We start from the raw sequence: 25,861 nt of genomic DNA, 5'->3' as shown, positions 1-25,861 counted from the left end.
TGCATCAGGGCCTTTACAGCAGAGGTGCCTATGCCAGTCGATTCTGAATTCCCCACCAGCGTCCCGCCCGTCACGCCGACGTCTCCTGCTGAAGCCGACCTGGATCCGGATGCCATGGATGACGAAGACTTTCGCGAAGAGCAGCAACGCGAGGAAGAAAAGCAGCAGCGTCCGGTGGATTGGGACGAGCCGCCTTCGGACGAAGTACCGCCTGCCGATGAACCCACTCCGCTTTCCGACGACTTGCGCTAGCACGATGCTGTCGGCGGCCGGAGCAGGGTGAATGCCTTGTCTTCGGCTTTTTTGAGTCATTTTTTCAAGGAACCACTGGTTTTGAGTCCCGACCCCGTTATTCCCACCATCATTACGAGCAGTCAGGGTGGCGTGCCCGTTACGGACACTCAGTCGGCTGAACAGGCTGCTGAGGCACTTTTGTTCGGATCCCCCAAGGACCGTCTGGATTTCTACCGCAAGGAAATCCAGTACGAAACCGCCATTCTTTCTAACCGAACAAACGCCTATCTCTCTGCCCAGTCCTTTCTGGTGATCGCGTTCGCCTCATCAATGGCCAACCTCAACCCGGAGTGGGGCAAGTTGTTCACGCTGGTGGTGCCGCCTTTTCTCACGCTGCTGGGCATGATCAGCTCGATGCATGCGTGGCCTGGGATCCGCGCTGCGTACGAGATCATCGACCACTGGCATTTCAAGCAAAGCCAGTTGTTGCACAGCCAGCCTGCGATGGGGCTCGCTTACGATGATTCGCCGCTGTTCTGTGAGCATGAGTCAAGCGAGAAGGGCTATCGCAAATCGCTGTTGTTTTCCATGCGTACGCCTTGGCTGTTCAGCGTGTTCTGGTTTCTGCTCGGGGCATTTTCCATCTATGCGCAAACCACTGACATGGCGTTTTGAGCCAGCCCGTTCCATTTGCAGACGCCTCTGGCATCCGGGTGAAGTGTGACTCAGCGCACATCGGTATCACGATGGGCGCAGGGGATTGCGAGGCGTGACTACACTGGTTTATCGGTCAGGTGTCAGACGGGCAGGCGGGTGCCCGGCTCCGCTCTACATGGAGGTGGTGGAATGCTGTTTACCCCTGAACTGCGCAGGACCCTGGAAAGTGCGTTCCTGCCACTGGCGTGTGAGTGCACGCTGATGCCAGGCGGTGCGCTGATGGTGAAAATCTTTGACCCCCAGACCGGCACGGTGGCCATGCAGGTCGAAAACGTGGCCATTGCCAACGTGACGACCGTCCGCGGCGTCGCGGAACTGGTGGCCGAACTGCGTTACGACCTGCGAACCTGTGTCACGCCTTTCGGTTCGACCCCGGCCTTCTTCGGGGCCTCTCGAGGGGCGTGAGCCCCAGGCGTCGGGTCGAAAGCGCTCCCCTCTAAATTATCTACACTCTCGACGGAACCTTTGCCGAGCGGTGATGTTAACTTGACACCAAGGGTGGCGGGCAGGTATTTCGTCTCCATCCTTTGGCGTTAAAAAGCGCTTTGCATTTAACAGGTTAGGGACTGCCCTTCATCGTGGAGGCACTGCCTGACCCGTTCTCTGGTGTCTGCCCTCGCCGGATCACCACCGTACCGGCGTCTAAAAAATTCAGGAGCCAACCTCATGGCAGTACTGCAGCAAACCACCGTCGACGCCCTGCGCCGTTCCGAAGCCCAATTGTCCGCCCGTTGGCTCGCGGACCTCGAAGCCAGCGGCGCCACGCGCAATCTGAAGGCCGAAGACCTTCATCAGCAGGCGTCGGAGTTTCTGCGTTTGCTGACCGCCGTACTGGAAAAGGGCGGTACGCACAGCATCACGACGGCTGAATGGGACGAGACCCGTCAGTTTCTGGAGAAGCTTTCCCATCAACGTGCATTGGCCGGACAGGACTCGCAGCAGACCGCCCATTTTATCTTTGCGCTCAAAGGCCCGTTGTTCACCCTGTTGCAGCATGCATATGCCGAGCAGCCTGCGTTGCTCGCCGAACAGCTCTGGGAAATCTCCCAACTGCTGGACACCTTGGGCATGCACACCATCCGCACCTTTCAGAAGTCCCGCGAATCGGTGATCAAGCGTCAACAGGAAGAGCTGCTGGAGCTGTCCACGCCCGTGGTCAAACTGTGGGACGGCGTGCTCGCCTTGCCAATGATCGGCACCCTCGACTCTCAGCGCACCCAAGTGGTGATGGAGTCTTTGTTGCAACGCATCGTCGACACCGGCTCGGAAATCGCGATTATCGACATCACGGGCGTGCCCACCGTCGATACGCTGGTGGCCCAGCATCTGCTCAAGACCGTGACCGCGATCCGCCTGATGGGTGCCGACTGCATTATCAGCGGCGTGCGTCCGCAGATTGCGCAAACCATCGTTCACCTGGGGCTGGACCTTCAGGGGGTCGTGACCAAGGCCAACCTGGCCGACGCGCTGGCGTTGGCGCTGCGCCGTCTGGGTCTGACGGTCTCCAAGGCTGCGGTATAAGGCCATGGAGCGCATTCCAATCCTGCAAATGGGCGACTTTCTGCTGGTCACCATTCAAGTCGACATGCATGACCAACTGGCGCTGACGCTGCAGGACGACCTGTCTGAGCGGATCAGCAAAACCTCTGCACGGGGCGTACTGATCGACATCTCGGCGCTGGACATGGTCGACTCGTTCATCGGTCGAATGATCGGCATGATTTCGGGCCTGTCGCGCATCATGGATGCCGAGACCGTCCTGGTCGGCATGCAGCCGGCGGTCGCGATCACGCTGGTGGAATTGGGCATGACGCTGCCAGGGGTCAGCACGGCGCTGAATGTCGAGCGTGGCATGACGCTGTTGCGTGAGCGGGCCTATTCCCAATGAACGTGCGCAGCAGCGGCACACAAGGCATTCATATCGAGCAGGATGTAGTGCTGGCACGGCAGCTGGCGCGCAAACTGTCGCAAGAATGTGGCATGCGCCTGATCGATCTGACCAAGCTGGTGACGGCGGTCAGCGAACTGGCCCGCAACACCATGACCTATGGCCGTGGCGGCGACATGGACTGGCAAATCATCGAGGACGGCGCGCGCACCGGTTTGCGCCTGACGTTTCGTGATGAAGGTCCCGGCATTCCCGACCTGAAACTGGCGATGACGGACGGCTGGACGTCGGGCGGCGGTTTGGGCCTGGGCCTGACCGGGGCCAAGCGACTGGTCGATGACTTCGAGCTGGAGACGGCGCCCGGCGCGGGCACTCGGGTGACGATCTGCAAATGGACCTGAGATTGCACAGCAGCCTGACGCACGTGTTGCCCATTGAGGACAGCAGCCAGGTAGGTTTCGCCCGTCGAACCGCGCAGAAACTGGCGGAGCAGTCGGGCTTCGATGCCACGGACGCCGGTCGCGTGGCTTTGGTGGTCACCGAAGTCGCCAGCAATATCCTCAAGCATGCCAGCAATGGCGAGCTGCACCTGCGTGTGCTGCCGGGCAGTGCCTCGGGCATTGAGGTCATCGCGATTGATCGCGGCAAGGGTTTCGATCTGCAGGACTGCATGGCCGACGGATTCTCCACGCGCGGCACGCAAGGTATCGGCTTGGGTTCGATGCTGCGCCAGGCGCAGGTGTTCGACGTGCACACCGACGCCAGTGGCACCGTATTGCTGACGCGCTTTTACCCCCGTGGGGCCACGATCAAGGACCTGCGCGTGGGCGTGACCCAGCACTCCCTGCACGACGATCCGGCCTGTGGCGACGTTTGGGAACTGGCAATCAAGGGTTCGCACGTGAGCATCCTGATGATTGACGGCCTTGGCCATGGCCCGGAGGCCGAAGACGCGGCCAAAGCCGGCGCCACGGCGTTCAATCGCGAGCCCTTCGCCGACCCGGGCGTATTGCTGGAAGAAATTCACCACGACATGCGCGGGACCCGCGGCGGCGCGGTTGCGGTGACGCAATTCAATGCCGAACAGGACCGGTTGCGCTTTATCGGCATCGGTAACATCGGCGCCACGCTGATCGGCGAGGACAAGCCTCGCGGCCTGGCGTCGCACCCCGGCATCGTCGGCCTGCAGTACCGGAAGGTCCCGGTGGTCGACTACGCTGAGTGCACCGGCAAGCTGTTGATCCTGTACAGCGACGGGCTGCAATCGCGATGGAATCTTCGCGACTATCCAGGTCTGATGTACCGACACCCGGCGATTATCGCGGCCGTGCTGCATCGCGATTTTTGCCGGGGCAGGGATGACGTAACGGTACTGGTGATTGCTCTGGAGACGCTTGATGACTGACAACGCTGTCCACGGTGCCCCTGAGGCATGCGCGGAGCTTTTGCAACTGCGAGAGGAGTCGGCCGCGCTGCGTGCCGAACTTGATGAAACCAATCAGGGTGTTCTGGCGCTCTACGCAGAACTCGACATGCAGGCAGAGCAGTTGCGTCAGGCGTCAGATCTGAAAAGCCGGTTTCTCTCGTACATGAGCCACGAGTTTCGCACGCCGCTGGGTTCGATACTGAGTATCGCCAGCCTGCTGACGGATGAGCTCGACGGCCCCCTCAGCCCGGAGCAGCACAAGCAGGTCGCGTTCGTCCGAACCGCCGCCCGCGAGCTGAGCGACATGGTTGATGATCTGCTTGATCTGGCGAAGATCGAGGCGGGGCGCATCAGCATCTCGGCGGCGTGGTTCGACATGTTTGACCTGTTCTCCGCCTTGCGCGGCATGTTTCGACCGATTGTCGACACCTCGGCAGTGGACCTGATTTTCGAAGAGCCGATAGGGTTGCCCCGGCTCTACACCGACGACAAGAAGCTCGCGCAGATCCTGCGTAACTTCATTTCCAACTCCCTGAAATTCACTCAGCGCGGCGAGGTCCGAATTTCCGCCCGTCTGGAAGGTGAACACGCGGTGCGCTTCGCGGTGACGGACACCGGGATCGGCATTCCAGCCGAGCTTCACGGTACGCTGTTCGAAGACTTCGCGCAGGTCGACTCCCCGCTGCAAAAGCGCCTGCGGGGCACGGGGTTGGGGTTGTCGCTGTGTAAACGATTCGCTGAGCTGCTGGGTGGCACGGTGGGTATGGAAAGCCAGCCTGGCGTCGGTTCGACGTTCTTTGTGGTCATCCCCCTCGCCTTGGCGCAGGAGCACGTTGATGAAAGCTGAAACCCGGTTGCTGATCGTCGACGACAACGCCGCGACGCGCTACGCGTTGCGGCGGCGAATGGAGCGCCATGGGTTCACAGTGCTGGAAGCGGGAACCGCCACCGAAGGCCTGGACCTGATCGCCGAGCAGATTCCGGATGCCTTGATCCTCGACGTCAATTTGCCCGACATGAGCGGTTTCGACGTCGTCCGCCAGTTACGCGCCGAGCCTCGTACGGCGTTGTTGCCTGTGGTTCACGTGTCGGCGGCGTCGATTCAGACCGGCGACATCGTCACGGGGCTTGAGGCGGGCGCCGATGCCTATCTGGTGCATCCGGTAGACCCCGATGTCCTGCTCGCCACCCTTCGAACACTGTTGCGCGTGCGCGATACCGAATTCGCCCTGCGCGACAGCGAGAACCGTTTCCGCGAAATTTTTGTCAACGTGTCGGCGCCTATTGGCGTGATGGACGGCCAGTTGAAAGTGCATGAGTGCAACCATGCCTTTGCGCGTCTGATCGCTCAGAGTTTCACCGAAAGTTCGGTGCTGTCGTGCTTTGCAGAGGATCAGGACTCTGTGATCGCGGGTTTGCGTGAGGCGCTGGTGTCGGGAGAGCGCTGGAAGGGCACGCTAAGCATGCGGGTCAAAGGCGACGTGCGGGAGACGGAATGGCAGGTCTCGCCGTACCGCGCGACCGGGTTGAGCCTGGTGTTCATCGAGGACGTCACCGAGCACCGGCGCCGCGAACAGTCGCATCTACTGCAGTTGGATTCGGTCAATACCCAGCTGGCGCACGAGGTCGCGGAGCGCGCCAGAACCGAGCAGCAGTTACTTCAAGCGCAAAAAATGGACGCCCTCGGCAAGCTCACGGGCGGCATCGCACACGATTTCAACAACCTGTTGACCGGCATTGTCACCGGACTCGAATTGATCAAGAAGCGCACCGAAGACGCGCGGCCCGAGAAAGTCCTGGCCTATGCCGACGCCGCGCTGGCTTCGGCCAGGAGTGCGGCGACGCTGACCCATCGATTGTTGGCATTCGCACGGCAGCAACCGCTGGATACGCGCCCCATCGACGTGAACCAGAACGTACGCTCACTGGAGGACCTGATCAGCCGGACCGTGGGTAAACGCATCGGGCTGACGCTTGAGCTGACGTCGCGCAGTGCCGTGGCGTTGGTCGATTCCGGACAGCTGGAGAGTTCGGTGCTGAACCTGGTCATCAACGCGCGCGATGCGTTGCCTGAAGGCGGCAATATCTGGATCAGCACCTACGAGGCTTATTCTCAGGGTAACGCTCGCCTGGAGGACGGCCCCTATATTGCGCTGACGGTGCGTGACGACGGGGTCGGTATTGAGCATCACCTGATCGACAAGGTATTCGACCCGTTCTTCACCACCAAGCCGATCGGTGAAGGCACGGGGCTGGGGCTTTCCACCATCTACGGCTTTGCGCGCCAGACCGGCGGCGATGTGCACATCCGCAGCGTCGTGGGGCACGGGACTGAGGTCACATTGATGTTGCCGGCTGCCGCCGACCAAACGGTGGCGCCGCAGCGTGTGCAGCAAAGTGTCGAACTTGGCGCCGGCGAGCATGTCCTTATTGTCGAGGACACGGCGTCGGTCCGTATGTTCGTCAATGAAGTCCTGACCGACTCGGGTTACCGCTGTACGCAGGCCGGCGACGTGATGACCGCGCTGTCGATGCTAGAACATGACACGTCCATCGATCTGCTGCTGACAGACGTTGGCATGCCGATGATGAACGGCCGGGAGCTGGCGCAGCGCGCGCGTGGCTGGCGTGCGGAGTTGCCAGTGCTGTTCATGACCGGCTACGCGGAAAATGCCCTTAACCGGCAACACTTTCTTGGGGAAGGCATGGACATGATCATCAAGCCTTTTCAGATGATTGAATTCCTCGACAAGGTCAGAAAGATGCTGGATGGCTGACCCGTAAACCTGAAAAACAGCGCAAGGCGTACATACGAATGCGTAACTTTTGTTAACCTGCACGCCAATTCATTCGGTGCCGTCCATCGGGCACACACCTCCGGCGATTGTTTGCAAGACTCGCCGGCGGGTGAAGGAGATCCAGTTTTGACCCTCAGCCAGGAACTTCACCAGAGCGCAATCGACAACTGCGCCCGTGAGCCGATCAAGATTCCAGGCAGTATTCAGCCTCAAGGCTTCTTGCTGGTCATCGATGAAGCGACGATGACCATCGGGCAGGTCAGTGCCAACGTCACCCATTGGCTGGGGCTGGCGCCCGAGACGCTGATCGGTGCGCCACTGACGCGGGTGTTCGACGATTGCCAGCATCTGCTGGCTCGGCTGGCTGCGCTGCCCGAGGACGACCAGAACCCGTTCCATGTGGGCGATGTCCGCTTTCTGGAAGGTGGTCGTGCAGGCTTGCCGACGGCAATGATGGTTCACCGGCATGATCAGGTCCTGATTGCCGAGTTCGAGCCCTCCAGCGACATGACGTCTGCGTATGGCAACGTTTATCCGTTGATGCGCACGTTCATCAGCCAGATGGAAGAGTCCGAAAGCATCGACGCGCTCTGCCAGCGTTCTGCGTCTGAAGTCAAACGCATCACCGGTTTTGGCCGGGTGAAGGCGTACCGGTTCGACGCTGACGGCAACGGATGGGTGAACGCCGAGATCGCCGACGCGGACTATCCGAGTTATCTGGGGCTGAGTTTTCCGGCGTCCGACATTCCGTCGCAGGCGAGGGCGCTGTATCTGGCAAACCGCATTCGCGTCATTGAGGACGCGAACTATCAGCCGTCGCCCCTGGTCCCGGTCAATAACCCGGTCACCGGCGCGCCGCTTGACCTGAGTTTCGCGACGCTGCGCAGTGTATCGCCCGTGCATTTGCAGTACATGCGCAACATGCAGACCCTTGCCTCGATGTCGATCTCTATCGTGGTGCGTGGGCAGTTGTGGGGGTTGATTTCCTGCCACCACGCGACGCCTCGCTCGGTGAGTTTCCAGACCCGCACTGCCTGCGAGTTGCTGGGCAGCGTGTTGTCTCTGCAGATCGAAACCAAAGAAGCGCAGGCCAGGACCCAGCGAATGCTCAGCCTGCGCCGGCAGATCGTGCAGATGCTCGCCGCGATGGCGGACCTGGACAGCGTGATCGGTGGCCTGCGCTCACTGCCTGACGTGCTGTTGGCGTTTGTCGATGCCACCGGTGCCGCGGTGATTTCCGAATCCACGGTGGATGTGTACGGCGAAACGCCAGACCGCGAAGAAATCAAGGCGCTGACCCAATGGCTCAGTCAGCGGGAGACTCACGAGGTGTTTCAGTCCGATAACGTCGGCCGCGACATTCCCGAGTTACCCCAGCTTGCCCAGTCGGTCAGCGGCGTGCTGGCCATGGCGATCTCCGAGCTGCATTCCAATTACATCATCTGGTTCCGCCCGGAGCAGACCCGCGTGGTGAACTGGGCCGGTAAACCGGAAAAAGCCGTCAGCGACGACGGATCCCTCAGCCCGCGTCACAGCTTTGCACAGTGGCAGGAAACCGTTCGCGGATACTCCCGCCCTTGGGACGATCTGGACACCGAAGGCGTGGTGGAATTACGCGCGGCGGTGCTGGGTATCGTGCTGCGTAAGGCCGAGGAAATGGCCTCCCTGGCTGAGGAACTGAAAAAATCCAACAAGGAACTCGAAGCCTTCTCCTACAGCGTGTCCCATGACTTGCGAGCGCCGTTGCGGCATATCGCCGGTTACGCCGAACTGTTGGGGGATATCGAGGGCAGCAAGTTGTCCGACCGTGGGGTGCGTTTCCTGGAAAACATTGGCGAGTCGGCACGTTTCGCCGGCACGCTGGTGGACAACCTGCTGAGCTTTTCACAGATGGGCCGCTCGGCCATGCGTTACTCGCAGGTGGATCTGAACGCGATGGTCGACGCCATCCGCAAGGAAATGCAGCCCGATTACGAGGGTCGTGATCTGCGATGGTCGGTCCCTGAACCCTTGCCGGTGGTGATCGCTGATGCGGCGTTTTTGCATCTGGCGATGCGCAATCTGTTGTCCAATGCCATCAAGTACACCCGAAACCAGACCGCTGCCGTGATTGAGATCGGCAGCTACGAGGAAGACGGCAAGGTGGTGGTGTATATCCGTGACAACGGTGTGGGCTTCGATATGAATTACGCCGGCAAGCTGTTCGGTGTGTTCCAGCGCCTGCATCGCATGGAGGAGTTCGAAGGCACCGGCATTGGGCTTGCGAGCGTGCGCCGTATCATCGAACGGCACGACGGTTCGGTGTGGGCAAACAGCCAGTTGGGGCAAGGAGCCACATTTTACTTTGCGCTGCCCAAGCGCAGTCTCACCGTAACCCTTTGAGTGTCCGAGGAGACGCCCAATGTTAAAACCCATTCTTCTGGTGGAAGACAATCCCAACGATCTTGAGCTGACCCTGGTCGCTCTCGAACGTAGCCAGTTGGCCAATGAAGTGATCGTCCTGCGTGACGGCGCCGAGGCGCTGGATTACCTCTTTCGGCGAAATCAGTACCAGGACCGTGCGGCGGGTAACCCGGCGGTGCTTTTGCTCGACCTGAAACTGCCCAAGCTTGACGGCCTGGAAGTGCTCAAGGCAATTCGCGAAAGCGACGACCTGCGCAGTATTCCCGTGGTGATGCTGACCTCTTCGCGTGAAGAACCCGATTTGCAACGCGCGTATTCGCTGGGAGTGAACGCTTACGTCGTCAAACCGGTCGAATTCAAGGAATTCGTCTCGGCAATCTCCGATCTCGGGGTTTTCTGGGCCGTTCTCAATGAGCCGCCGCCAGGCTCCCTGCGATTGGCACGCCGCCCAGGCTCTTGATTCAAGCGCTCCGTTGGCCTGTGCTGTGCTGCTTCGGGCTGACGGCGCAGGCCTTTTTGAAATGAACGACGACTATTCATGCCGCTATCGCTGCTCAAATTGCTTCTGGTTGAAGACAGTCCGCATGATGCCGAACTGACGCTGCTCACACTGGAAAACAGTGGGCTCAAAATCGACGCCACCCTGGTCTACAACCATCAGGACGTGGAACGGGAGTTGCTGGCTCAGCATTTTGATCTGATTCTCAGTGACTACCTGCTTCCCGGATCTTCCGGGCCCGAAGTGCTCAATTGCGCGTTGCGCCTGGCGCCGCAAACCCCGTTCATTTTCCTTTCCGGGATTTTCGGCGAACAGCATGCCGTCGAGATGATGCGCATGGGCGCCATCGACTACGTCCTCAAGCAAAACCTGAAAATGCTGCCCAAGGCGGTCGTCCGTGCTGTCTCCGAGGTGCGTGAGCGGGAAAAGCGTCGGCGGGCTGAAGAGACTCTGCAGGATGCCGAGGTGCGAGCGCATTTGGCGATCGATGCCGCCGACATGGGCGTCTGGACCTACGATCCTGCAACCGACACGCTGCTGTGGGATGAGCGCTGCAAGACCCTTTACGGATTGCCCGCCGATGCCCAGGTCAGCATGGCGTTCATGTTTGCCCGCTGTCATCCCGATGACCGTGATCTTTTACAGAGCAAGGTCGCCGCAGCGCTCGCGGCGGACACCGGTTTTCAGATCGAACACCGGCTGCATGTGGAAGGCGATGGCGAGCGCTGGGTCTTTTCCAACGGCCGCTCGTTATTCGAAGACGGTAAATGCGTGCGCTTTACCGGCGTCATGCAGGACATCAGCGAGCGCAAGCAGGCGACTCAGGCACTGCACCAGCTCAACGAAATTCTGGGTGAGCGGGTGGTGCAGCGTACCCGTGAGCGTGACCGCACCTGGGAGCTTTCACGTGAATTGCTCGGGGTGTTCAGCTTCGATCTGACGCCTATTGCGCTCAATCCGGCCTGGGAGGCGACGCTGGGCTGGACGCGGGCAGAGTTCACCGAGCACAGCCTGGGCGAGTTGATTCATCTGGACGATCTGGAGGCGACCCTGCGTGAAACCGCCAGCGTCTCCAAAGGCAATGTCACGACGCGTTTCGTCAACCGCATGCGCCACGCCGAAGGCGGCTATCGCTGGTTGTCCTGGACCATCGTACCGGACGAAGGGCTGATGTATGCCGCCGTGCGCGACATTACCAGCGAGCGGGCGGTGGTCGATGAACTGGCCGCCACCAATAAGCGTTTGCGTGATCAGATCCGCGAGCGTGAGCGGGTCGAAGCGGCGCTTCAGCAGATGCAGCGGCTGGAAGTGGTCGGGCAGCTCACGGCAGGGGTCGCTCACGACTTCAATAACTTGCTGACCGTGATTCTCACGAGCGCCAACTTCCTCGGCCGTGATCTGGAAAAAGGCGTGTTCACCAAGTCGCCCCAACGGTTGCAGAACATCCGCGAAGCCGGCGAACGTGGCGCCAAGCTGACCAGCCAGTTGCTGTCGTTCTCACGGCGGCAGCGTCTGGAGCCGGTCGCGCTGAACCTCAACGACACCATCGGCGGCATGCGCGAGTTGTTGGGACGTGCGCTGGGGGGCAGCGTTTGGGTCGAAACACAACTGGCTGACGATCTGTGGAGCGCGCTGGTCGATCCGACGCAGACCGAAATGATCATCCTCAATCTGGCGATCAACGCCCGTGACGCCATGGCGCAAGGCGGACAACTGCACCTGAGTACCGGCAACGAGATTATCTATCGCCTGCCGCAACGGCCTGAAGATCCGGATCCCGGCGCTTACGTGGTGCTGTCGGTCACCGACACCGGCTGCGGTATGAGCGAAGAGGTGCTGGCCAAGGCGTTTGAACCGTTCTTCACCACCAAGGCGGTGGGGAAGGGTTCGGGGCTGGGCTTGGCGCAGGTCTTCGGTTTTGCCAAGCAATCCGGCGGTGGCGTACGCATCGACACCGCCGAGAATGCCGGCACCACCATCAAGGTGTATCTACCCAGCATCGCCCGGTCCCCGACGCCTGCTGCCACCCTCTCTGACTTGCCCGGCCATGCAGACGCGGACGATCTGCACCGCACCATTCTGCTGGTGGACGACGACCCGGATGTGCGCTCCGTGACTGCCATGATGCTCAGTTCGTTTGGTTACGCGGTGGTGGAAGCCGAGAACGGCAGCGACGCGTTGAAACAGATTGATGGGAGCATTGATCTGGTGCTGACCGACTTCGCCATGCCGAACATGACCGGTGCCGAGCTGGCCGACATCGTCCGACGCGATCACCCTGAATTGCCGGTCATGTTCATCACCGGCTTCGCGGATATCGACATCCTCGAGGTCGATCAACAGTTGATCGTGCAGAAGCCGTACAAGGAAGAGGAACTGGCAAGGAAGCTGGCGAATATATTGATGAAGGCCGGAGCAGGCGCCGTGTCTTAGGTGCAGCCGCACAGGGCCGCCAGCAATCTGATGTCCGCCGCGAAGGGTATGTGCAACGCGATATTTTTGGGGGACTCTTAGCTGTGTTGAAGCATGCCACAGAGCTTGGGTGCAACGCAGGACCTGTGGGAGACGTCCGAGGTTACGAGGGCAGCGAATGCGGCGTGTCAGTCACCGATGATGTAACTGTCCCACTGCATTCGCCACTGTCGTAACCTCCAGCAGCTCCTACAGGTCTTGCGGCGGTCATGACACCTAGGCCTGCCCGATCTGGGCGGGAGACTTCCAGCTGTGTGATGAGTGCCACAGAGCTTGGCTGCAACGCGATACTCTCGGCAACTTCCAGCGGCTTGATGTCCGCCGCGAAGCATGGTTGCAACGCAGGCCCTGTAGGAGACGTCCGAGGTTACGAGGGCAGCGAAAGCGGCGTGTCAGCCACCGCCGATGTACCTGTCCCACCGCATTCGCCACTGTCGTAACCTCCAGCAGCTCCTACAGGTCTTGCGACAGTCTGACACCTTGGTCTGCCCGATCCGGGCGGGAGACTTCCAGCTGTTTGAGGCATGCCACAGAGCTTGGCTGCAACGTAGGCCCTGTGGGAGACGTCCGAGGTTACGAGGGCAGCGAAAGCGGCGTGTCGGTCACCGCCGATGTACCTGTCCCACCGCATTCGCCACTGTCGTAACCTCCAGCAGCTCCTACAGGTCTTGCGGCGGTCATGACACCTAGGCCTGCCCGATCTGGGCGGGAGACTTCCAGCTGTTTGATGAGTGCCACAGAGCTTGGCTGCAACGCGATACTCTCGGCAACTTCCAGCGGCTTGATGTCCGCCGCGAAGCATGGTTGCAACGCAGGCCCTGTAGGAGACGTCCGAGGTTACGAGGGCAGCGAAAGCGGTGTATCAGTCACCGATGATGTAACTGTCCCACCGCATTCGCCACTGTCGTAACCTCCAGCAGCTCCTACAGGTCTTGCGGCGGTCATGACACCTAGGCCTGCCCGATCTGGGCGGGAGACTTCCAGCTGTTTGAGGCATGCCAAGAGCTCGGGTGCAACGTAGGCCCTGTAGGAGACGTCCGAGGTTACGAGGGCAGCGAACGCGGCGTGTCGGTCACCGCCGATGTACCTGTCCCACCGCATTCGCCACTGTCGTAACCTCCAGCAGCTCCCACAGGTCTTGCGACAGTCTGACACCTTGGTCTGCCCGATCTGGGCGGGAGACTTGCAGCTGTTTGAGGCATGCCACAGAGCTTGGGTGCAACGCAGGACCTGTAGGAGACGTCCGAGGTTACGAGGGCAGCGAATGCGGTGTGTCGGTCACCGCCGGTGTACCTGTCCCACCGCATTCGCCACTGTCGTAACCTCCAGCAGCTCCTACAGGTTTTGCGGCAGTCATGACACCTTGGTCCGCCCGATCTCGGCGGGAGACTTGCAGCTGTTTGAGGCATGCCACAGAGCTTGGCTGCAACGCAGGCCCTGTAGGAGACGTCCGAGGTTACGAGGGCAGCGAAAGCGGCGTGTCGGTCACCGCTGATGTACCTGTCCCACCGCATTCGCCACTGTCGTAACCTCCAGTAGCTCCTACAGGTCTCGCGGCAGTCAGGACACCTTGGTCTGCCCGATCTGGGCGGGAGACTTCCAACTGTTTGAGGCGCGCCACAGAGCTCGGGTGCAACGCAGGCCCTGTGGGAGACGTCCGAGGTTACGAGGGCAGCGAAAGCGGTGTATCAGTCACCGATGATGTAACTGTCCCACCGCATTCGCCACTGTCGTAACCTCCAGCAGCTCCTACAGGTCTTGCGGCAGCCATAACACCTTGGTCTGCCCGATCCGGGCGGAAGACTTCCAGCTGTTTGAGGCATGCCAAGAGCTCGGGTGCAACGCAGGCCCTGTAGGAGACGTCCGAGGTTACGAGGGCAGCGAATGCGGCGTGTCGGTCACCGACGTTGTACCTGTCCCACCGCATTCGCCACTGTCATCAACGTCAGCAGCTTTCCAACGGTCCTCAGTCATCCCGCGTCAGCACTTCCAGGAGTTCGATTTCGAACGTGAGGTCCGAATGCGGCTTGATGTGTGCGCCCATCGAGCGTTCGCCGTAAGCCAGGTGCGATGGCACCTTCAGTTGACGCTTGCCGCCGACTTTCATGCCCATGAGGCCGATGTCCCATCCCTTGATGACGCGACCGGTTCCGATCACGCACTGGAAGGGTTTGCCTCGGTCCCAGGACGAGTCGAACACGGTGCCGTCTTCCAGCGTGCCGGTGTACTGGGTGGTGATCAGCGCGCCTTTGACCGCCGCTTTGCCGGTGCCTTCCAACAGGTCGATGATCTGTAATTCTTCGTTCATGGCTAAATCCGTTACCGCGTGAGTGAGCTGGCGACGATGCTAAAGGCGCTCTCCGTGACTGGCAATGCCTGGTCGCAGCCACCCCTGCTCACGGGCAGGGAATTCATTCACGAGACGAAGGTTCATCCACTGCAGCGATATCACCCGATGATGATCACCGAATAAAAAACGGCGCGTCCTCTGCAGGACGCGCCGTTTTTCGTTTCAGCGGATCAAGACCTCATCATGCGATGACGTCGCTGCTCCACTCGCCATTCACCAAGCGCTTGAGGCCCAGCGGGTTGGCGTTTTGCAGGGCAGCCGGCAGCAGGCTGTCCGGGTAGTTCTGGTAGCAGACCGGGCGCAGGAAGCGATCGATCGCCAGCGTGCCGACCGAAGTGCCACGCGCATCGGAGGTTGCCGGGTACGGACCGCCGTGAACCATGGCGTCAGAGACCTCGACGCCGGTCGGGTAGCCGTTGACCAGAATGCGGCCCACTTTCTCTTCCAGCACCGGAACCAGCCATTGGTATTTCTGCAGGTCGGCGGTTTCACCGATCAGGGTCGCTGTCAGTTGACCGCGCAGGGCCAGCAGCGCGGCGTTCAGTTCAGCGTCGTCAGCCACTTCGATCAGCAGCGTGGTCGGGCCGAAGACTTCTTCCTGCAACAGCTCGTCACCGTTGAGCAGCATGCTCACGTCAGCCTTGAACAGCTGCGCCTGCGCCTGACGGCCTTCCTGCGGCTTGCCCGCCAAGTGAGTGACGCTCGGATGCGCCATCAGCTTCTGAACGCCTTTGCTGTAGCTGCGCAGACCGCCCTCGTTGAGCATGGTCTGCGGCGCTTGGCCACCCATGTGCTCTTGCAACTGCTCGGTGAACGCGGTCAGGGCAGGGGAGCGAATGCCGATGACCACGCCCGGGTTGGTGCAGAACTGGCCGGCACCCATGACCACCGAAGCCGCCAGCTCGCCCGCGATCGCAGCGCCACGGGCCGACAGCGCGCCTGGCAACAAGACAACCGGGTTGATGCTGGACATCTCGGCGAAGACCGGGATGGGCTCAGGACGCGCGGCGGCCAGTTTGCACAGCGCGTCGCCGCCGTGCAGCGAACCGGTGAAGCCTACGGCTTTGATGGCCGGGTGCTTGACCAGACCTTCACCGACACCGCTGCCGAAGATCATGTTAAACACGCCTTTAGGCATGCCGGTTTTTTCAGCGGCGCGAACGATGGCCTGACCGACCAGATCCGCGGTCGCCATGTGGCCGCTGTGCGCTTTGACCACGACCGGGCAACCGGCGGCCAGTGCCGACGCGGTGTCACCACCGGCGGTGGAGAACGCCAGCGGGAAGTTACTGGCGCCAAACACGGCAATCGGACCGACGCCGATGCGTTGTTGACGCAGGTCAACGCGCGGCAGCGGCTTGCGATCAGGCAGTGCCAGGTCGATACGCGCACCCAGGAAATCCCCGCGACGCAGGATTTTCGCGAACAGGCGCATCTGGCCGCTGGTACGACCGCGCTCACCCTGGATACGACCGGCCGGCAGCGCCGTTTCCTGGCAAACGAGGGCAACGAAGTCATCACCCATTGCGTCGAGTTCGTCGGCGATGGCGTCAAGGAACTCTGCACGGCGCGCCGGGCTCAGCTGGCGGAATTCAGCGAAGGCTTCTTTGGCCGCCAGGGCCGCAGCGTCGATTTCGCCGTCAGTGGCTTGGTGAAAGGTGTAGGGCAGGGCTTCGCCAGTGGTGGCATCGAGGCTCTTGTGGCGTGCTTCGCCGAGCCCGCTGCGGGCGCCGCCGATAAAGTTCTGGCCGAGAACGGTAGGCATCTGCTTCTCCTGTTATTTTTGGGTCGAAACGATCAGGCAACGCGCCTGACAGGGAATCTCTGGACGTGCATGAAGCAAAGCGACGATAGCCCAAGGGTTATCGAATGTTGACAGACATCATACAACTGCATGTTTTTACCCGCAAGGCGTGGACTGTCCGCAAAACCACGCGTGTCGATAGGGGAGCGAACTTGCTTGCGAACACCTCTTCACGCAGCTTACTCAGCGCGCAAGTGCTCCCCACCGTAAACGTTTACTTACGCGTTAGGCTCATCGGTATTGATATACGGCGGCACCTTGGCCAGCGGCAGGCGGCGTGCCTGCTCGATGCCGATGCCCGGACGTTCAGGCAATGGCTCAAGCTTTTGCGGTTTGCCGGTGAGCAACGCACGCTCGACGGCCTCGACCACGCGGACATCGCGCCAACCTTCGTCGCCATCGGGCTCCGGTTCGCGGTTTTGCAGGATGCAGTCGGAAAAGTATTGCGTCTCGCCGCCAAACTGATCGACGACCGAATGGCTGTGTTCGGTGGTGGTGCCATCAATGATCGCGCGGTAGGTGATCGCCACGCCCTTGCCAAAGCCGAAGCAGGGCGATGCCTCAAACTCACCCCGCGTGCCAATCAGCTGAAAGCGCTCCGTGGAGGGCAGGCTGTAGCTGACGGTAAAGGTGGCCAGGCGTTCTTCGGCGAAGCGCAGGGTAACGTTGACGGTGTCGAACGTGTTGATTTCACGGCCCGGCGTCTTGATACCCACCGCGTGGACTTCCAAAGGCTCGGCGGCGAACAGGTTACGCACGGCGTTGATCGGGTACGGCCCCATGTCGGCGACCGGGCCGGCATCGAAACCACTCTGCATGCGGTGATTGGCGGGGTCGGTGGTCTGCGCAAACGTCGCCGTGAACAGCCGTAGGTCGCCGATATCGCCGGCCCTGACACGACTGATCATCTCCACTGTGCCCGGCTCGAAGTGCAGTCGGTAAGCGACCATCAATTTTGCGCCCGAGCGTTTGGCCGCTTCGGCAATGGCCAGGCAGTCTTCCTCGTTGCTCGCCATCGGTTTCTCAAGCAGCACATGGATGCCGGCTTCGAGCGCAGGCACCGCGAATTCGCGGTGACGAAAATTCGGCGTTGCCAGGTAGATCGCATCGATCTCGCCCGACGTCAGCAGTGTCTGAAACTCGTCATAGTGATAGCTCTTGAGGTCATACAGCGCGGCGAGTTCGTCGGCTTTCACCGGGTCACCGGTGACCAGCGCGGTCATCACCGAATTGTCGGTCTGCTCTAGTCCGGGCATGAAAGCGCCCTGAGAGATCCAGCCCCCGGCGACCACCGCGTAGCGAACCTTGCCGTTTGAGTCAGGCATGTGAAAAGCCTCCTTTATTCAGCGGACGAAGTGTCCGGCGCCTCTGTAGTCGGCAGGCGAGCGCCGCGGAAGTTCCCTTTCACCGCGTACCGAGGGGCAATGGCCACTTGATCTTTTCCGGTATTGGCTATTGGGACAAGACGCGTGCGGCGCATAAGCTGGCGGTCTGTCTTTGACAACGAGTGTCGCCATGCGCACCCCAATAGACCGTCCCCGCCTCGACTCTCCCTCGGTTTCTCCGGTTGCGATCAAGGCCATGCTAGCGCTGGAGCAGGCGGTGAATCGGCTGCCCCTTGAGCCGTCGCTGGTTGCGTTGGTCAAGGTGCGTGCGTCGCAGCTCAACGGGTGTGCCTGGTCGGTGGACCGTTACACCCACGAGGCGAGTTTGCAGGGCGAATCCGAGCGCAAGCTTTACGCAGTGGCGCTGTGGCGGGAGTCGCCTTTGTTCAGCGAGCGTGAGCGGGCGGCCCTGGGCTGGACCGAAAGCGTTACTGGCATCGCCCGCAGCCATGCCCCGGATGCCGATTACGCCTGGTTGTCGACTCAGTTCATTGAAAGTGAACGCGTGGACCTGACGCTGCTGATTTCGACGGTCAACAGCTGGAACCGATTGAGGATCAGTTTCGGACAGGGCCTGGAGTGACGACACGCTGACAAAATAAGGCTGGCCCTCATGCGATCTGAGTCAGCACATCGCGCAGCCGGTCCAGCGCCGGATCGATGTCCAGGGTTTCGATTGCACCAAACCCGAGAATCAGGCCGTCCCGTGGCGCAGCGTCGGTGAAGAACCCGGTCAGCGGATACAGCCCGATCTCGACCTTGCGCGCCAGTTCAACCAACAACGGCACATTGATCGGCACTTTGAACATGACCGCCATGTGGAACCCGGCGGTCGATGGAATCGCCTCCATCCATGGCGACAGATCTCCGGCAAATCGGGCCAGAATCCGGTCGCGACGGCCGGCGTAAATGGAGTGGCAGCGGCGAATGTGTTTGTTCAACAGGCCTTCGCTGATGAACTTGGTCAGTGCCCATTGCGGCAACGTGCTGGTATGCCAGTCGGTCAGTTGCTTGGCCTTGATGACGGCTTCACGAATGGCCTCCGGCAACACGGCATAACCCAGTCGCAACTCCGGCAACAAGGTTTTGGAGAAGGTGCCGACATAGGCCACGACACCGAATTGATCCATGCTCTGCAGGGAGTCGGTCGGCCGGCCTTCGTAGCGAAACTCGCTGTCGTAATCGTCTTCGATGATGATCGCGCCGATGCGACTGGCCTTGTGCAGCAGGGCCTCGCGGCGTGCAAGGCTCATGGGCATGCCCAACGGCATCTGGTGCGACGGCGTGACGTAGATCGCATGGGTGTTTTCGGGAATCTGCTCAACGACGATGCCTTCGCTGTCCACCGGGACGCTGACCACCTCAGCGCCTTGCGCCGCGAACAATTGGCGCGCCGGTGTGTAACCGGGGTCTTCCATGGCCACGGTGCAACCCGGTTCGATCAGCACCCTGGCGATCAAGTCGAGCGCCTGTTGCGCGCCGTTGCACACCACAATGTCGTCGGCCGTGCATTTCACCCCACGGGCAAACGCAATGTGACCCGCGATAGCACTGCGCAAAGCCGGCAAGCCTTCTGGCTGACTGTAAAAACCCCGGGCTTGACTCATCTGGCGCAACGCATATTGCGTGCAGCGTCGCCACTCGTCGTGGGGGAACTGAGTCTTGGCGGTGGCGCCGCCGATAAAGTCGCAACGCAGCGTGCCTTCCAGCGTCGGGTGACGCAGTGGCAGCGAGATGTCCTGCCATTTGCTTATCCGCGTCGCGCTGGCGAGTTGTGAGGTGGTCTGGCGGCGCTGGGTCGGCGCGTTCAGCGCGTTGACGAACGTGCCGCTGCCGATTTTGCCGACCAGGTAGTTCTCATAGGTGAGACGGCTGTAGGTGTCTGAAATGGTCTTGCGCGACAGGCCCAGTTGCGCGGCGAGGAGACGACTGGGCGGCAGTTGTACCCCGGCGGCCAGACGCCCTGATTCGATGTTGTCGCGTAACTGCTCATACAACTGGTTCGCCAGGTCTTTGCGGCCTTGAATGACGATATGAAGTTCCACGACCGGCTCCCGAACGAGATGAGCGACGTTGGCCCACGATCTGGAATTCTAGTCAGCCGCCGTCAAAGCGGTATAGCTGCGCATTCAAAAAAGCCAGGATTGGTCTCCTGTGCGGGGGCATTGGTCAGGTGAAAACAACCGGGATTGGCCGTCGCGTGGAGCAGGGCAGGCGGTTAACGTTGAGGCTCCGAGCACCCGAATGAAGGCCGCCCCGTGGAACCTCGCCTGGACTATTACACCGCCTCGCCCGAGGCGCTCAAGGCAATCATGCTGCTGGAAGCGGCCAACTTCGACTTGTGTGTTGAAAAGGGCCTGATGGAGCTGATCAAACTTCGGGTGTCGCAACTCAACGACTGTGCGTTCTGTGCCGACATGCATGCGACGCAAGCGCGCAAGAACGGTGAGAGCCCGCGCCGCCTGCACAGTCTGGTGGTGTGGCGGACTTGCAGCCTGTTCACCGAGCGCGAACGTGCGGCGTTGGCGTGGTGCGATGCGGTGACGATGCTGGATCAGCCTTCCATGCGGGATGCGCTGTATGAGCAACTCTGCGCGCATTTCAACGAGCGCGAAGTGGTCGATCTGACGGTGGGCATCGCGACGATCAATTGCTGGAATCGGATTGCCGTCAGTTTTCGCAAACAGCCGACGGTTTAAGCGTTGATGTTGCGGGCAGGGTTCGGTCGGTAATCCTGACCTTCGCGACAACCTGGCCATCGGCAAAATCATTCAATCCCGCTATCCTGCGCGCTGTTTTTAAATCGCACCCACACAACAGCTTTCGACGGATATCAAACATGGAGTTCACCAGCGGCTTTTTGCTGAGCCTTTCCCTGTGCCTGGACATCGGCGTCGCCAACATCGCAATGATCACGCTCGCCATGCAGCGCGGGTATCTGCAAGGGTTCTGGCTGGGGTTGGGGACCTGCTTTGGCGATCTGTTCTACGCGATTCTGGCGCTGGCCGGGATGACGGTATTGTTGCAATACGAGTGGGTGCGGTGGGCGCTTTGGCTTGGCGGCTCGGTGCTGCTGATGGGTTTCGCCGTGAAGATGGTGATGTCGGCGTTGAGCAGTCACAGCGGGCTGGTGATGGCCAATGACGTCGACAATCGTTCAGGGCTCAGGGAGTTTTCGCGAGGGGTGTTTTTGGCGGTGTCCTCGCCGACTGCGATCCTGTGGTTTGCCGCCGTGGGTGGGACGTTGATCTCGCGGGCGGGTGGGCATGGCAGTCTGAGCACGGCGTTGTTTCTGTCAGGCTTTTTCAGTGCGGGTGTGGCGTGGTGTGTGTTTATCTGTTTCGCGGCCAGTCATGGCGGGCGGCTGCTGGGTGACAAGCTGTTGAAGGTGTCCTATTGGGTGTCGGCGGCGATTTTCTGTTATTTCGCGGTGTATGTGATTTTTTCGGGGTATCAGGAGTTTATCGTTAACGCGGCGCGGTATTGAGGTTGGGCTTTTTCGTGTTGGTAGGGCTTGCTTGTGAGTGGGGTGGCGTTCCACCTTGCCCGCGATCTGCCGGGAACCGGCAGTAAGATCTGTGCATGCGCAGTATCAGGCATTCCCGAGTCACCCCATCCCCGCAGGCAGCCCCTCATTTCCGTTCTTCATGCAACGTTTACGTCGGTCAACGCTCATAGACATAAGCAACGGCGTAGACAGGATCGTCCCGACCGCGCGCGTGAGCGCCTGGGGCGACCTCTCCAAACCTCATTTGAAGACGGAACCCTGGACCCTATGACCACACCGGACAAGCAGTACGTGGAATGGCTGGTTGAGCAGTCGATGCTCAACGCCGCAAAGCAACGCGCCAAACTTTATGGTGGCCAGGGTCGTCTCTGGCAACGGCCTTATGCACTGGCCCGGCCGCGAGATGCATCCGCCATTGCATCGGTGTGGTTCACCGCGTATCCGGCGTCGATCATCACCCGTGAAGGCGGTTCGGTGCTGGAAGCGCTGGGCGATGAAACGCTGTGGCACGCCTTGTCCGAAATCGGCATTCAAGGCATCCATAACGGTCCGCTCAAGGCCTCGGGTGGCCTCAAGGGTCGGCAGCGTACGCCGAGCATTGACGGCAACTTCGACCGCATCAGTTTCGAAGTGGATGGCGACCTGGGCACCGACGCGCAATTCCTCAACCTGAGCCGTATCGCCGCCGCGCATAACGCGGTGATCGTCGATGACGTGATCCCGTCTCACACCGGTAAAGGCGCGGATTTCCGACTGGCCGAACTCGCCTACGAGGAATACCCGGGCCTGTACCACATGGTCGAAATCAAGGAAGAGGACTGGCCACTGCTGCCCGAAGTCCCGGCCGGGCGCGATGCGATCAACCTGCCACCCGCGACCGTTGACGCATTGCGCGACAAGCATTACATCGTCGGTCAGTTGCAGCGGGTGATTTTCTTCGAGCCGGGCGTGAAAGAGACCGACTGGAGCACCACACCGGTGATCACGGGGGTGGACGGCAAAGCGCGGCGATGGGTGTATTTGCATTACTTCAAGGAAGGTCAGCCTTCGTTGAACTGGCTGGATCCCAGCTTCGCTGCTCAACAGATGATCATCGGCGACGCCCTGCACGCGATCGACGTCATGGGCGCGCGGGTGCTGCGTCTGGATGCCAACGGCTTCCTGGGCGTTGAACGCAAGGCCGAAGGCACCGCCTGGTCCGAGAGCCATCCGTTGTCGATTACCGGTAACCAGCTGCTGGCAGGCGCGATTCGCAAGGCGGGTGGTTTCAGCTTCCAGGAGCTGAACCTGACTATCGACGACATCGCTGCCATGTCTCACGGCGGTGCTGACCTGTCTTATGACTTCATCACCCGTCCGGCTTATCAGCACGCGCTGCTGACGGGCCGGACTGAGTTCCTGCGCCTGATGCTGCGCCAGGTACATGACTTCGGCATTGATCCGGCGTCACTGATTCACGCGCTGCAGAACCATGACGAGCTGACCCTGGAACTGGTGCATTTCTGGACCCTGCACGCCCACGATCAGTACCTGTACATGGGCCAGACCTTTCCGGGCAACATCCTGCGTGAGCACATCCGTGAGGAAATGTACGAGCGCCTTGCCGGCGAGCACGCGCCGTACAACCTCAAGTTCGTGACTAACGGCGTGTCCTGCACCACCGCCAGCATCATTACCGCTGCGCTGGGCATCCGTGATCTGGACAGCATCACGGCGAAAGATATCGACACCATCAAACATATCCACCTGCTGCTGGTGATGTTCAACGCCATGCAACCGGGTGTCTTTGCCCTGTCGGGCTGGGACCTGGTGGGCGCCTTGCCGCTGCCTGCCGAGCAAGTGGCGCACTTGATGGGGGATGGCGATACGCGCTGGATTCACCGTGGCGCTTACGACCTGGTGGACATGGACCCTGAGGCCGATGTCTCCACAGGCGGCATGCCGCGGGCCAAAACGCTGTACGGCAGCCTCGTGGAGCAACTGCAAAGCCCGGACTCCTTCGCCTCGCAGTTGAAGAAAATACTCGCCGTGCGCCGGGCATACGACATCGCTGCCAGTCGGCAGATCCTGATTCCCGATGTCGAGCATCCAGGCCTGCTGATCATGGTGCACGAGCTGCCCGCCGGGAAAGGCACCCAGATCACCGCGCTTAACTTCAGCGCTGAAGCCATCGTTGAAACCCTGCACCTGCCCGGCATTGCTCCGGGCCCGGTGGTGGACATCATCAACGAGCGTGTCGAAGGCGATCTGACGGAGGAGGGCGAGTTCACCATTACCCTCGACGCCTATGAAGGCCTGGCATTGCGGGTGGTGAGCATGGCCTCGCCGATGATGTAACCGTGCAAGCCGTGAACGCCCCGACGCTTGTCCACCTCTGGAGTTACCGCCTGACCTTCCTGCTCTCCGGCATGTCGTTGGGCGCCTGGGCGCCACTGGTGCCGTTTGCCCGTGAGCGGGCAGGGCTCGACGAGGCTCAACTCGGGTTGCTGCTGTTGTGCTTTGGCCTGGGCTCCATGCTGGCGATGCCGCTGGCGGGGGCGCTGACCACCCACAAGGGCTGTCGGTTCGTGTCGCTGATCGGTGGGGCGTTGATCTGCAGCATGTTGCCCCTGTTGGCGACGCTTTCATCCTTCACCGCACTGGCAATGACGTTGGCGCTGTTCGGCGCGGGACTGGGCAGCATCGACGTCGCGATGAACGTGCAAGGGCTGATGGTCGAGCGTGACCATCGTCGCCCGCTGATGTCCGGATTTCATGGCTTGTTCAGTCTCGGCGGCATTGCCAGTGCGCTGTTGATGAGCGTCTTGCTGTGGGGCGGTGCGTCGCCGCTGTTCGCGGTTTCGGTCGTCGTGGCGATCGTCGGCGGATTGCTGCTCTGGCATGCCCGGCATTTGCTGCCGTATGGCGCCGACGACCCCGCAGCGCCTTTTGCCTGGCCGTCTGCCAAGGTGCTGGCGGTGGGCGTGCTCTGTTTCATTGCGTTGCTGGTCGAAGGGGCGGTGCTCGACTGGAGCGCCGTGTTTCTCAACCGGGCCCATCAGATTGACCTGTCGGTCGCCGGGAGCGCCTACGCGGTGTTCTCCCTGACCATGGCCGCCGGGCGTTTCTCTGGGGACGCGCTGCGAAAACGGTTTGGCGCTGTGTCGCTGCTGATCGGCGGCGGGTTACTGGTCATGGTCGGTTTTGCCATGGCGGTGCTGTTGCAGCCGTGGCCGTTGTTCCTGTTGGGTTTTGCGCTGATCGGACTCGGGCTGGCGAACGCGTTCCCCGTTTATTGCTCGGTGGTCGGCGCGCAGACTGCGATGCCGGCCGGGCTGGCAATCGCGGTCATCACCGGTATCGGTTATTGCGGCATCCTGCTGGGGCCCGCCCTGATCGGTTTCGTTGCTCACCTCATCGGGCTTCGCGACGCCTTGTTGTGTGTCGGCGTGCTGATGTTGGCGCAAGTCCTGAGCGCACGCCGCGTCGCCAGGCCCTGATCCCACTATTGCTTTGATCAATGTTCAACATTGATCGGCTCAAGTTCTGCTTTTTCCTCCAGAGGCTCAGCATGGCGGCACGCCTACTGAGCCTCCCCTTGGAGAAAGCCGAATGAATCTTCGAATTGTTGCCCTGTTGACACTGGTCGCCGCCCTGGCCGGTTGTGCCGTTCCTGGCGCTCCGCGCTATTCCGATGCGCCTGACGGGCCGTTTCGAGCTTCTGCGGTGACCTCCAGCGTAGCGCTCAAGCATACCCAGACCGTTGGGGTGATTTTCACTGAGAACACCGTGGCCAATCTGGCCTACATGGCGCGCTACAACGCCACGGCGCAAGACGGCCTGGCCGCCAAACTGACGGACAGCCGCATCACTGAGGCCTACGTGAACAGCTCGGACCCTGAGCTGGCGATCAACTGGTTCGCCCAGTCGCTGGAGAAACAGTTCGCGACCGTCGATTTCTACGAAAACCTGGACGACGTCCTGGCCGCCCGGCCTGATGTGATCGTGTTGCTCGACACCCGCAGCAAGCTGGTGACCGAGCGCAGTTCGGACGTTCAGGCCAGCATCTCTGCCGAGTTTTTCGACGGTGATTTCAAGTTCATCGGCAAGGCTGAAGGCAGCGACGCCAAGTCGATGTCGCCGATCTGGAGCCACACCAAACGTGCTCCCGAAATTGCCGCCGACATTAATCAGCAGCGTCAGGTGCAGATCAATGCGTTGCAGAAGTTCGACGCCTCGCTGGAATCGCTGATCAAGGCCGAGTCCTGATTCGTGACAAATCCACGGTAGAAGCGCCCTTGCCGCGATCACGATGGGTCCTGTGACTGATTCGTCACAGGACCCATCGTGATCGCGGCAAGGGCGCTCCTACAGGTCGATGCAGATCCCGACCATCCA

The 25,861-nt window shown here is 60.9% G+C and carries 22 protein-coding genes; 18 read left to right on the top strand and 4 right to left on the bottom strand.

The features are described 5' to 3' along the window. Nucleotides 1-30 precede the first annotated feature (30 nt). The 12 genes from AB4N84_RS27110 to AB4N84_RS27055 all read left to right on the top strand — a co-directional run bounded on the left by AB4N84_RS27110 (nt 31) and on the right by AB4N84_RS27055 (nt 12,398). Complete coding sequence (locus AB4N84_RS27110) at nt 31-252, top strand: hypothetical protein (protein ID WP_460044052.1); 222 nt, start codon at nt 31-33, stop codon at nt 250-252. Nucleotides 253-384: 132 nt separating this feature from the next. Next, complete coding sequence (locus AB4N84_RS27105; RefSeq protein ID WP_074756861.1) at nt 385-909, top strand: hypothetical protein; 525 nt, start codon at nt 385-387, stop codon at nt 907-909. A 171-nt stretch (nt 910-1,080) separates the two neighbouring features. Continuing rightward, nucleotides 1,081-1,356: a DUF1652 domain-containing protein gene (locus AB4N84_RS27100; protein WP_460044050.1), complete on the top strand. Its 276-nt coding sequence runs from the start codon at nt 1,081-1,083 to the stop codon at nt 1,354-1,356. Between the two features lie 261 nt (nt 1,357-1,617). Beyond that, nucleotides 1,618-2,472, top strand: coding sequence for an STAS domain-containing protein (locus AB4N84_RS27095; RefSeq protein WP_460044048.1), 855 nt, complete (start codon nt 1,618-1,620; stop codon nt 2,470-2,472). A 4-nt stretch (nt 2,473-2,476) separates the two neighbouring features. Next, nucleotides 2,477-2,839: an STAS domain-containing protein gene (locus AB4N84_RS27090; protein ID WP_062381930.1), complete on the top strand. Its 363-nt coding sequence runs from the start codon at nt 2,477-2,479 to the stop codon at nt 2,837-2,839. After that, entirely contained in the window at nt 2,836-3,240 is a 405-nt protein-coding gene (locus tag AB4N84_RS27085) for an anti-sigma regulatory factor (protein ID WP_074756768.1), read from the top strand. Before AB4N84_RS27090 ends, AB4N84_RS27085 begins: the two co-directional genes overlap by 4 nt. After that, complete coding sequence (locus AB4N84_RS27080) at nt 3,231-4,244, top strand: ATP-binding protein (protein ID WP_460044047.1); 1,014 nt, start codon at nt 3,231-3,233, stop codon at nt 4,242-4,244. The genes AB4N84_RS27085 and AB4N84_RS27080 overlap by 10 nt, the downstream gene beginning before the upstream one ends. Then, on the top strand, nt 4,237-5,112 hold the full coding sequence (locus AB4N84_RS27075) for a sensor histidine kinase (RefSeq protein ID WP_074756766.1): 876 nt from the start codon (nt 4,237-4,239) through the stop codon (nt 5,110-5,112). Before AB4N84_RS27080 ends, AB4N84_RS27075 begins: the two co-directional genes overlap by 8 nt. Further along, nucleotides 5,102-7,042 carry a response regulator gene (locus AB4N84_RS27070; RefSeq protein ID WP_460044046.1) on the top strand — a complete coding sequence of 647 codons (1,941 nt, stop codon included), beginning with the start codon at nt 5,102-5,104 and terminating at the stop codon, nt 7,040-7,042. The genes AB4N84_RS27075 and AB4N84_RS27070 overlap by 11 nt, the downstream gene beginning before the upstream one ends. A gap of 147 nt (nt 7,043-7,189) precedes the next feature. Then, nucleotides 7,190-9,445 carry an ATP-binding protein gene (locus AB4N84_RS27065; RefSeq protein ID WP_460044045.1) on the top strand — a complete coding sequence of 752 codons (2,256 nt, stop codon included), beginning with the start codon at nt 7,190-7,192 and terminating at the stop codon, nt 9,443-9,445. Nucleotides 9,446-9,464: 19 nt separating this feature from the next. Next, complete coding sequence (locus AB4N84_RS27060; protein ID WP_074756760.1) at nt 9,465-9,926, top strand: response regulator; 462 nt, start codon at nt 9,465-9,467, stop codon at nt 9,924-9,926. Between the two features lie 78 nt (nt 9,927-10,004). Continuing rightward, nucleotides 10,005-12,398, top strand: coding sequence for a response regulator (locus AB4N84_RS27055; RefSeq protein ID WP_460044044.1), 2,394 nt, complete (start codon nt 10,005-10,007; stop codon nt 12,396-12,398). Nucleotides 12,399-14,403: 2,005 nt separating this feature from the next. Here the strand turns inward: AB4N84_RS27055 and AB4N84_RS27050 are convergent. From AB4N84_RS27050 to AB4N84_RS27040, 3 genes are all read right to left on the bottom strand, one after another. Continuing rightward, entirely contained in the window at nt 14,404-14,745 is a 342-nt protein-coding gene (locus tag AB4N84_RS27050) for an FKBP-type peptidyl-prolyl cis-trans isomerase (protein WP_074756756.1), read from the bottom strand. A 223-nt stretch (nt 14,746-14,968) separates the two neighbouring features. Continuing rightward, nucleotides 14,969-16,552: an aldehyde dehydrogenase (NADP(+)) gene (locus tag AB4N84_RS27045; protein ID WP_460044043.1), complete on the bottom strand. Its 1,584-nt coding sequence runs from the start codon at nt 16,550-16,552 to the stop codon at nt 14,969-14,971. Between the two features lie 257 nt (nt 16,553-16,809). Continuing rightward, the gene (locus AB4N84_RS27040) at nt 16,810-17,916 is read right to left on the bottom strand and encodes a Gfo/Idh/MocA family protein (protein ID WP_460044042.1); all 1,107 of its coding nucleotides are present in this window, start codon (nt 17,914-17,916) and stop codon (nt 16,810-16,812) included. Nucleotides 17,917-18,106: 190 nt separating this feature from the next. On the opposite strand from AB4N84_RS27040, the gene AB4N84_RS27035 reads away from it, so the two are divergent. Beyond that, entirely contained in the window at nt 18,107-18,559 is a 453-nt protein-coding gene (locus tag AB4N84_RS27035; protein WP_460044041.1) for a carboxymuconolactone decarboxylase family protein, read from the top strand. A gap of 28 nt (nt 18,560-18,587) precedes the next feature. Here the strand turns inward: AB4N84_RS27035 and pdxR are convergent, their stop codons facing one another. Further along, nucleotides 18,588-20,021 (bottom strand): MocR-like pyridoxine biosynthesis transcription factor PdxR, encoded by a 1,434-nt coding sequence (gene pdxR, locus AB4N84_RS27030; RefSeq protein ID WP_460044040.1) that lies wholly within the window; start codon nt 20,019-20,021, stop codon nt 18,588-18,590. A gap of 213 nt (nt 20,022-20,234) precedes the next feature. Here pdxR and AB4N84_RS27025 point away from each other — a divergent pair, with 213 nt between their 5' ends. The 5 genes from AB4N84_RS27025 (at nt 20,235) to AB4N84_RS27005 (ending at nt 25,732) form a co-directional block, all read left to right on the top strand. Continuing rightward, nucleotides 20,235-20,675 carry a carboxymuconolactone decarboxylase family protein gene (locus tag AB4N84_RS27025; RefSeq protein WP_074756746.1) on the top strand — a complete coding sequence of 147 codons (441 nt, stop codon included), beginning with the start codon at nt 20,235-20,237 and terminating at the stop codon, nt 20,673-20,675. 140 nt (nt 20,676-20,815) lie between these two features. Beyond that, nucleotides 20,816-21,463, top strand: a complete 648-nt coding sequence (locus tag AB4N84_RS27020) for a LysE family translocator (RefSeq protein WP_074756744.1) — start codon at nt 20,816-20,818, stop codon at nt 21,461-21,463. A gap of 288 nt (nt 21,464-21,751) precedes the next feature. Next, a complete protein-coding gene (treS, locus tag AB4N84_RS27015) occupies nt 21,752-23,821 on the top strand; it encodes a maltose alpha-D-glucosyltransferase (RefSeq protein ID WP_460044039.1) in 2,070 nt (689 codons plus the stop codon). Between the two features lie 71 nt (nt 23,822-23,892). Continuing rightward, nucleotides 23,893-24,963, top strand: coding sequence for an MFS transporter (locus tag AB4N84_RS27010; protein WP_460047160.1), 1,071 nt, complete (start codon nt 23,893-23,895; stop codon nt 24,961-24,963). A 112-nt stretch (nt 24,964-25,075) separates the two neighbouring features. Then, on the top strand, nt 25,076-25,732 hold the full coding sequence (locus AB4N84_RS27005; RefSeq protein ID WP_074756738.1) for an ATPase: 657 nt from the start codon (nt 25,076-25,078) through the stop codon (nt 25,730-25,732). Nucleotides 25,733-25,861: the final 129 nt, after the last annotated feature.

Source organism: Pseudomonas sp. S2_H01 (genome assembly GCF_054668305.1).
This window is presented reverse-complemented; position numbering and strand designations above follow the sequence as displayed.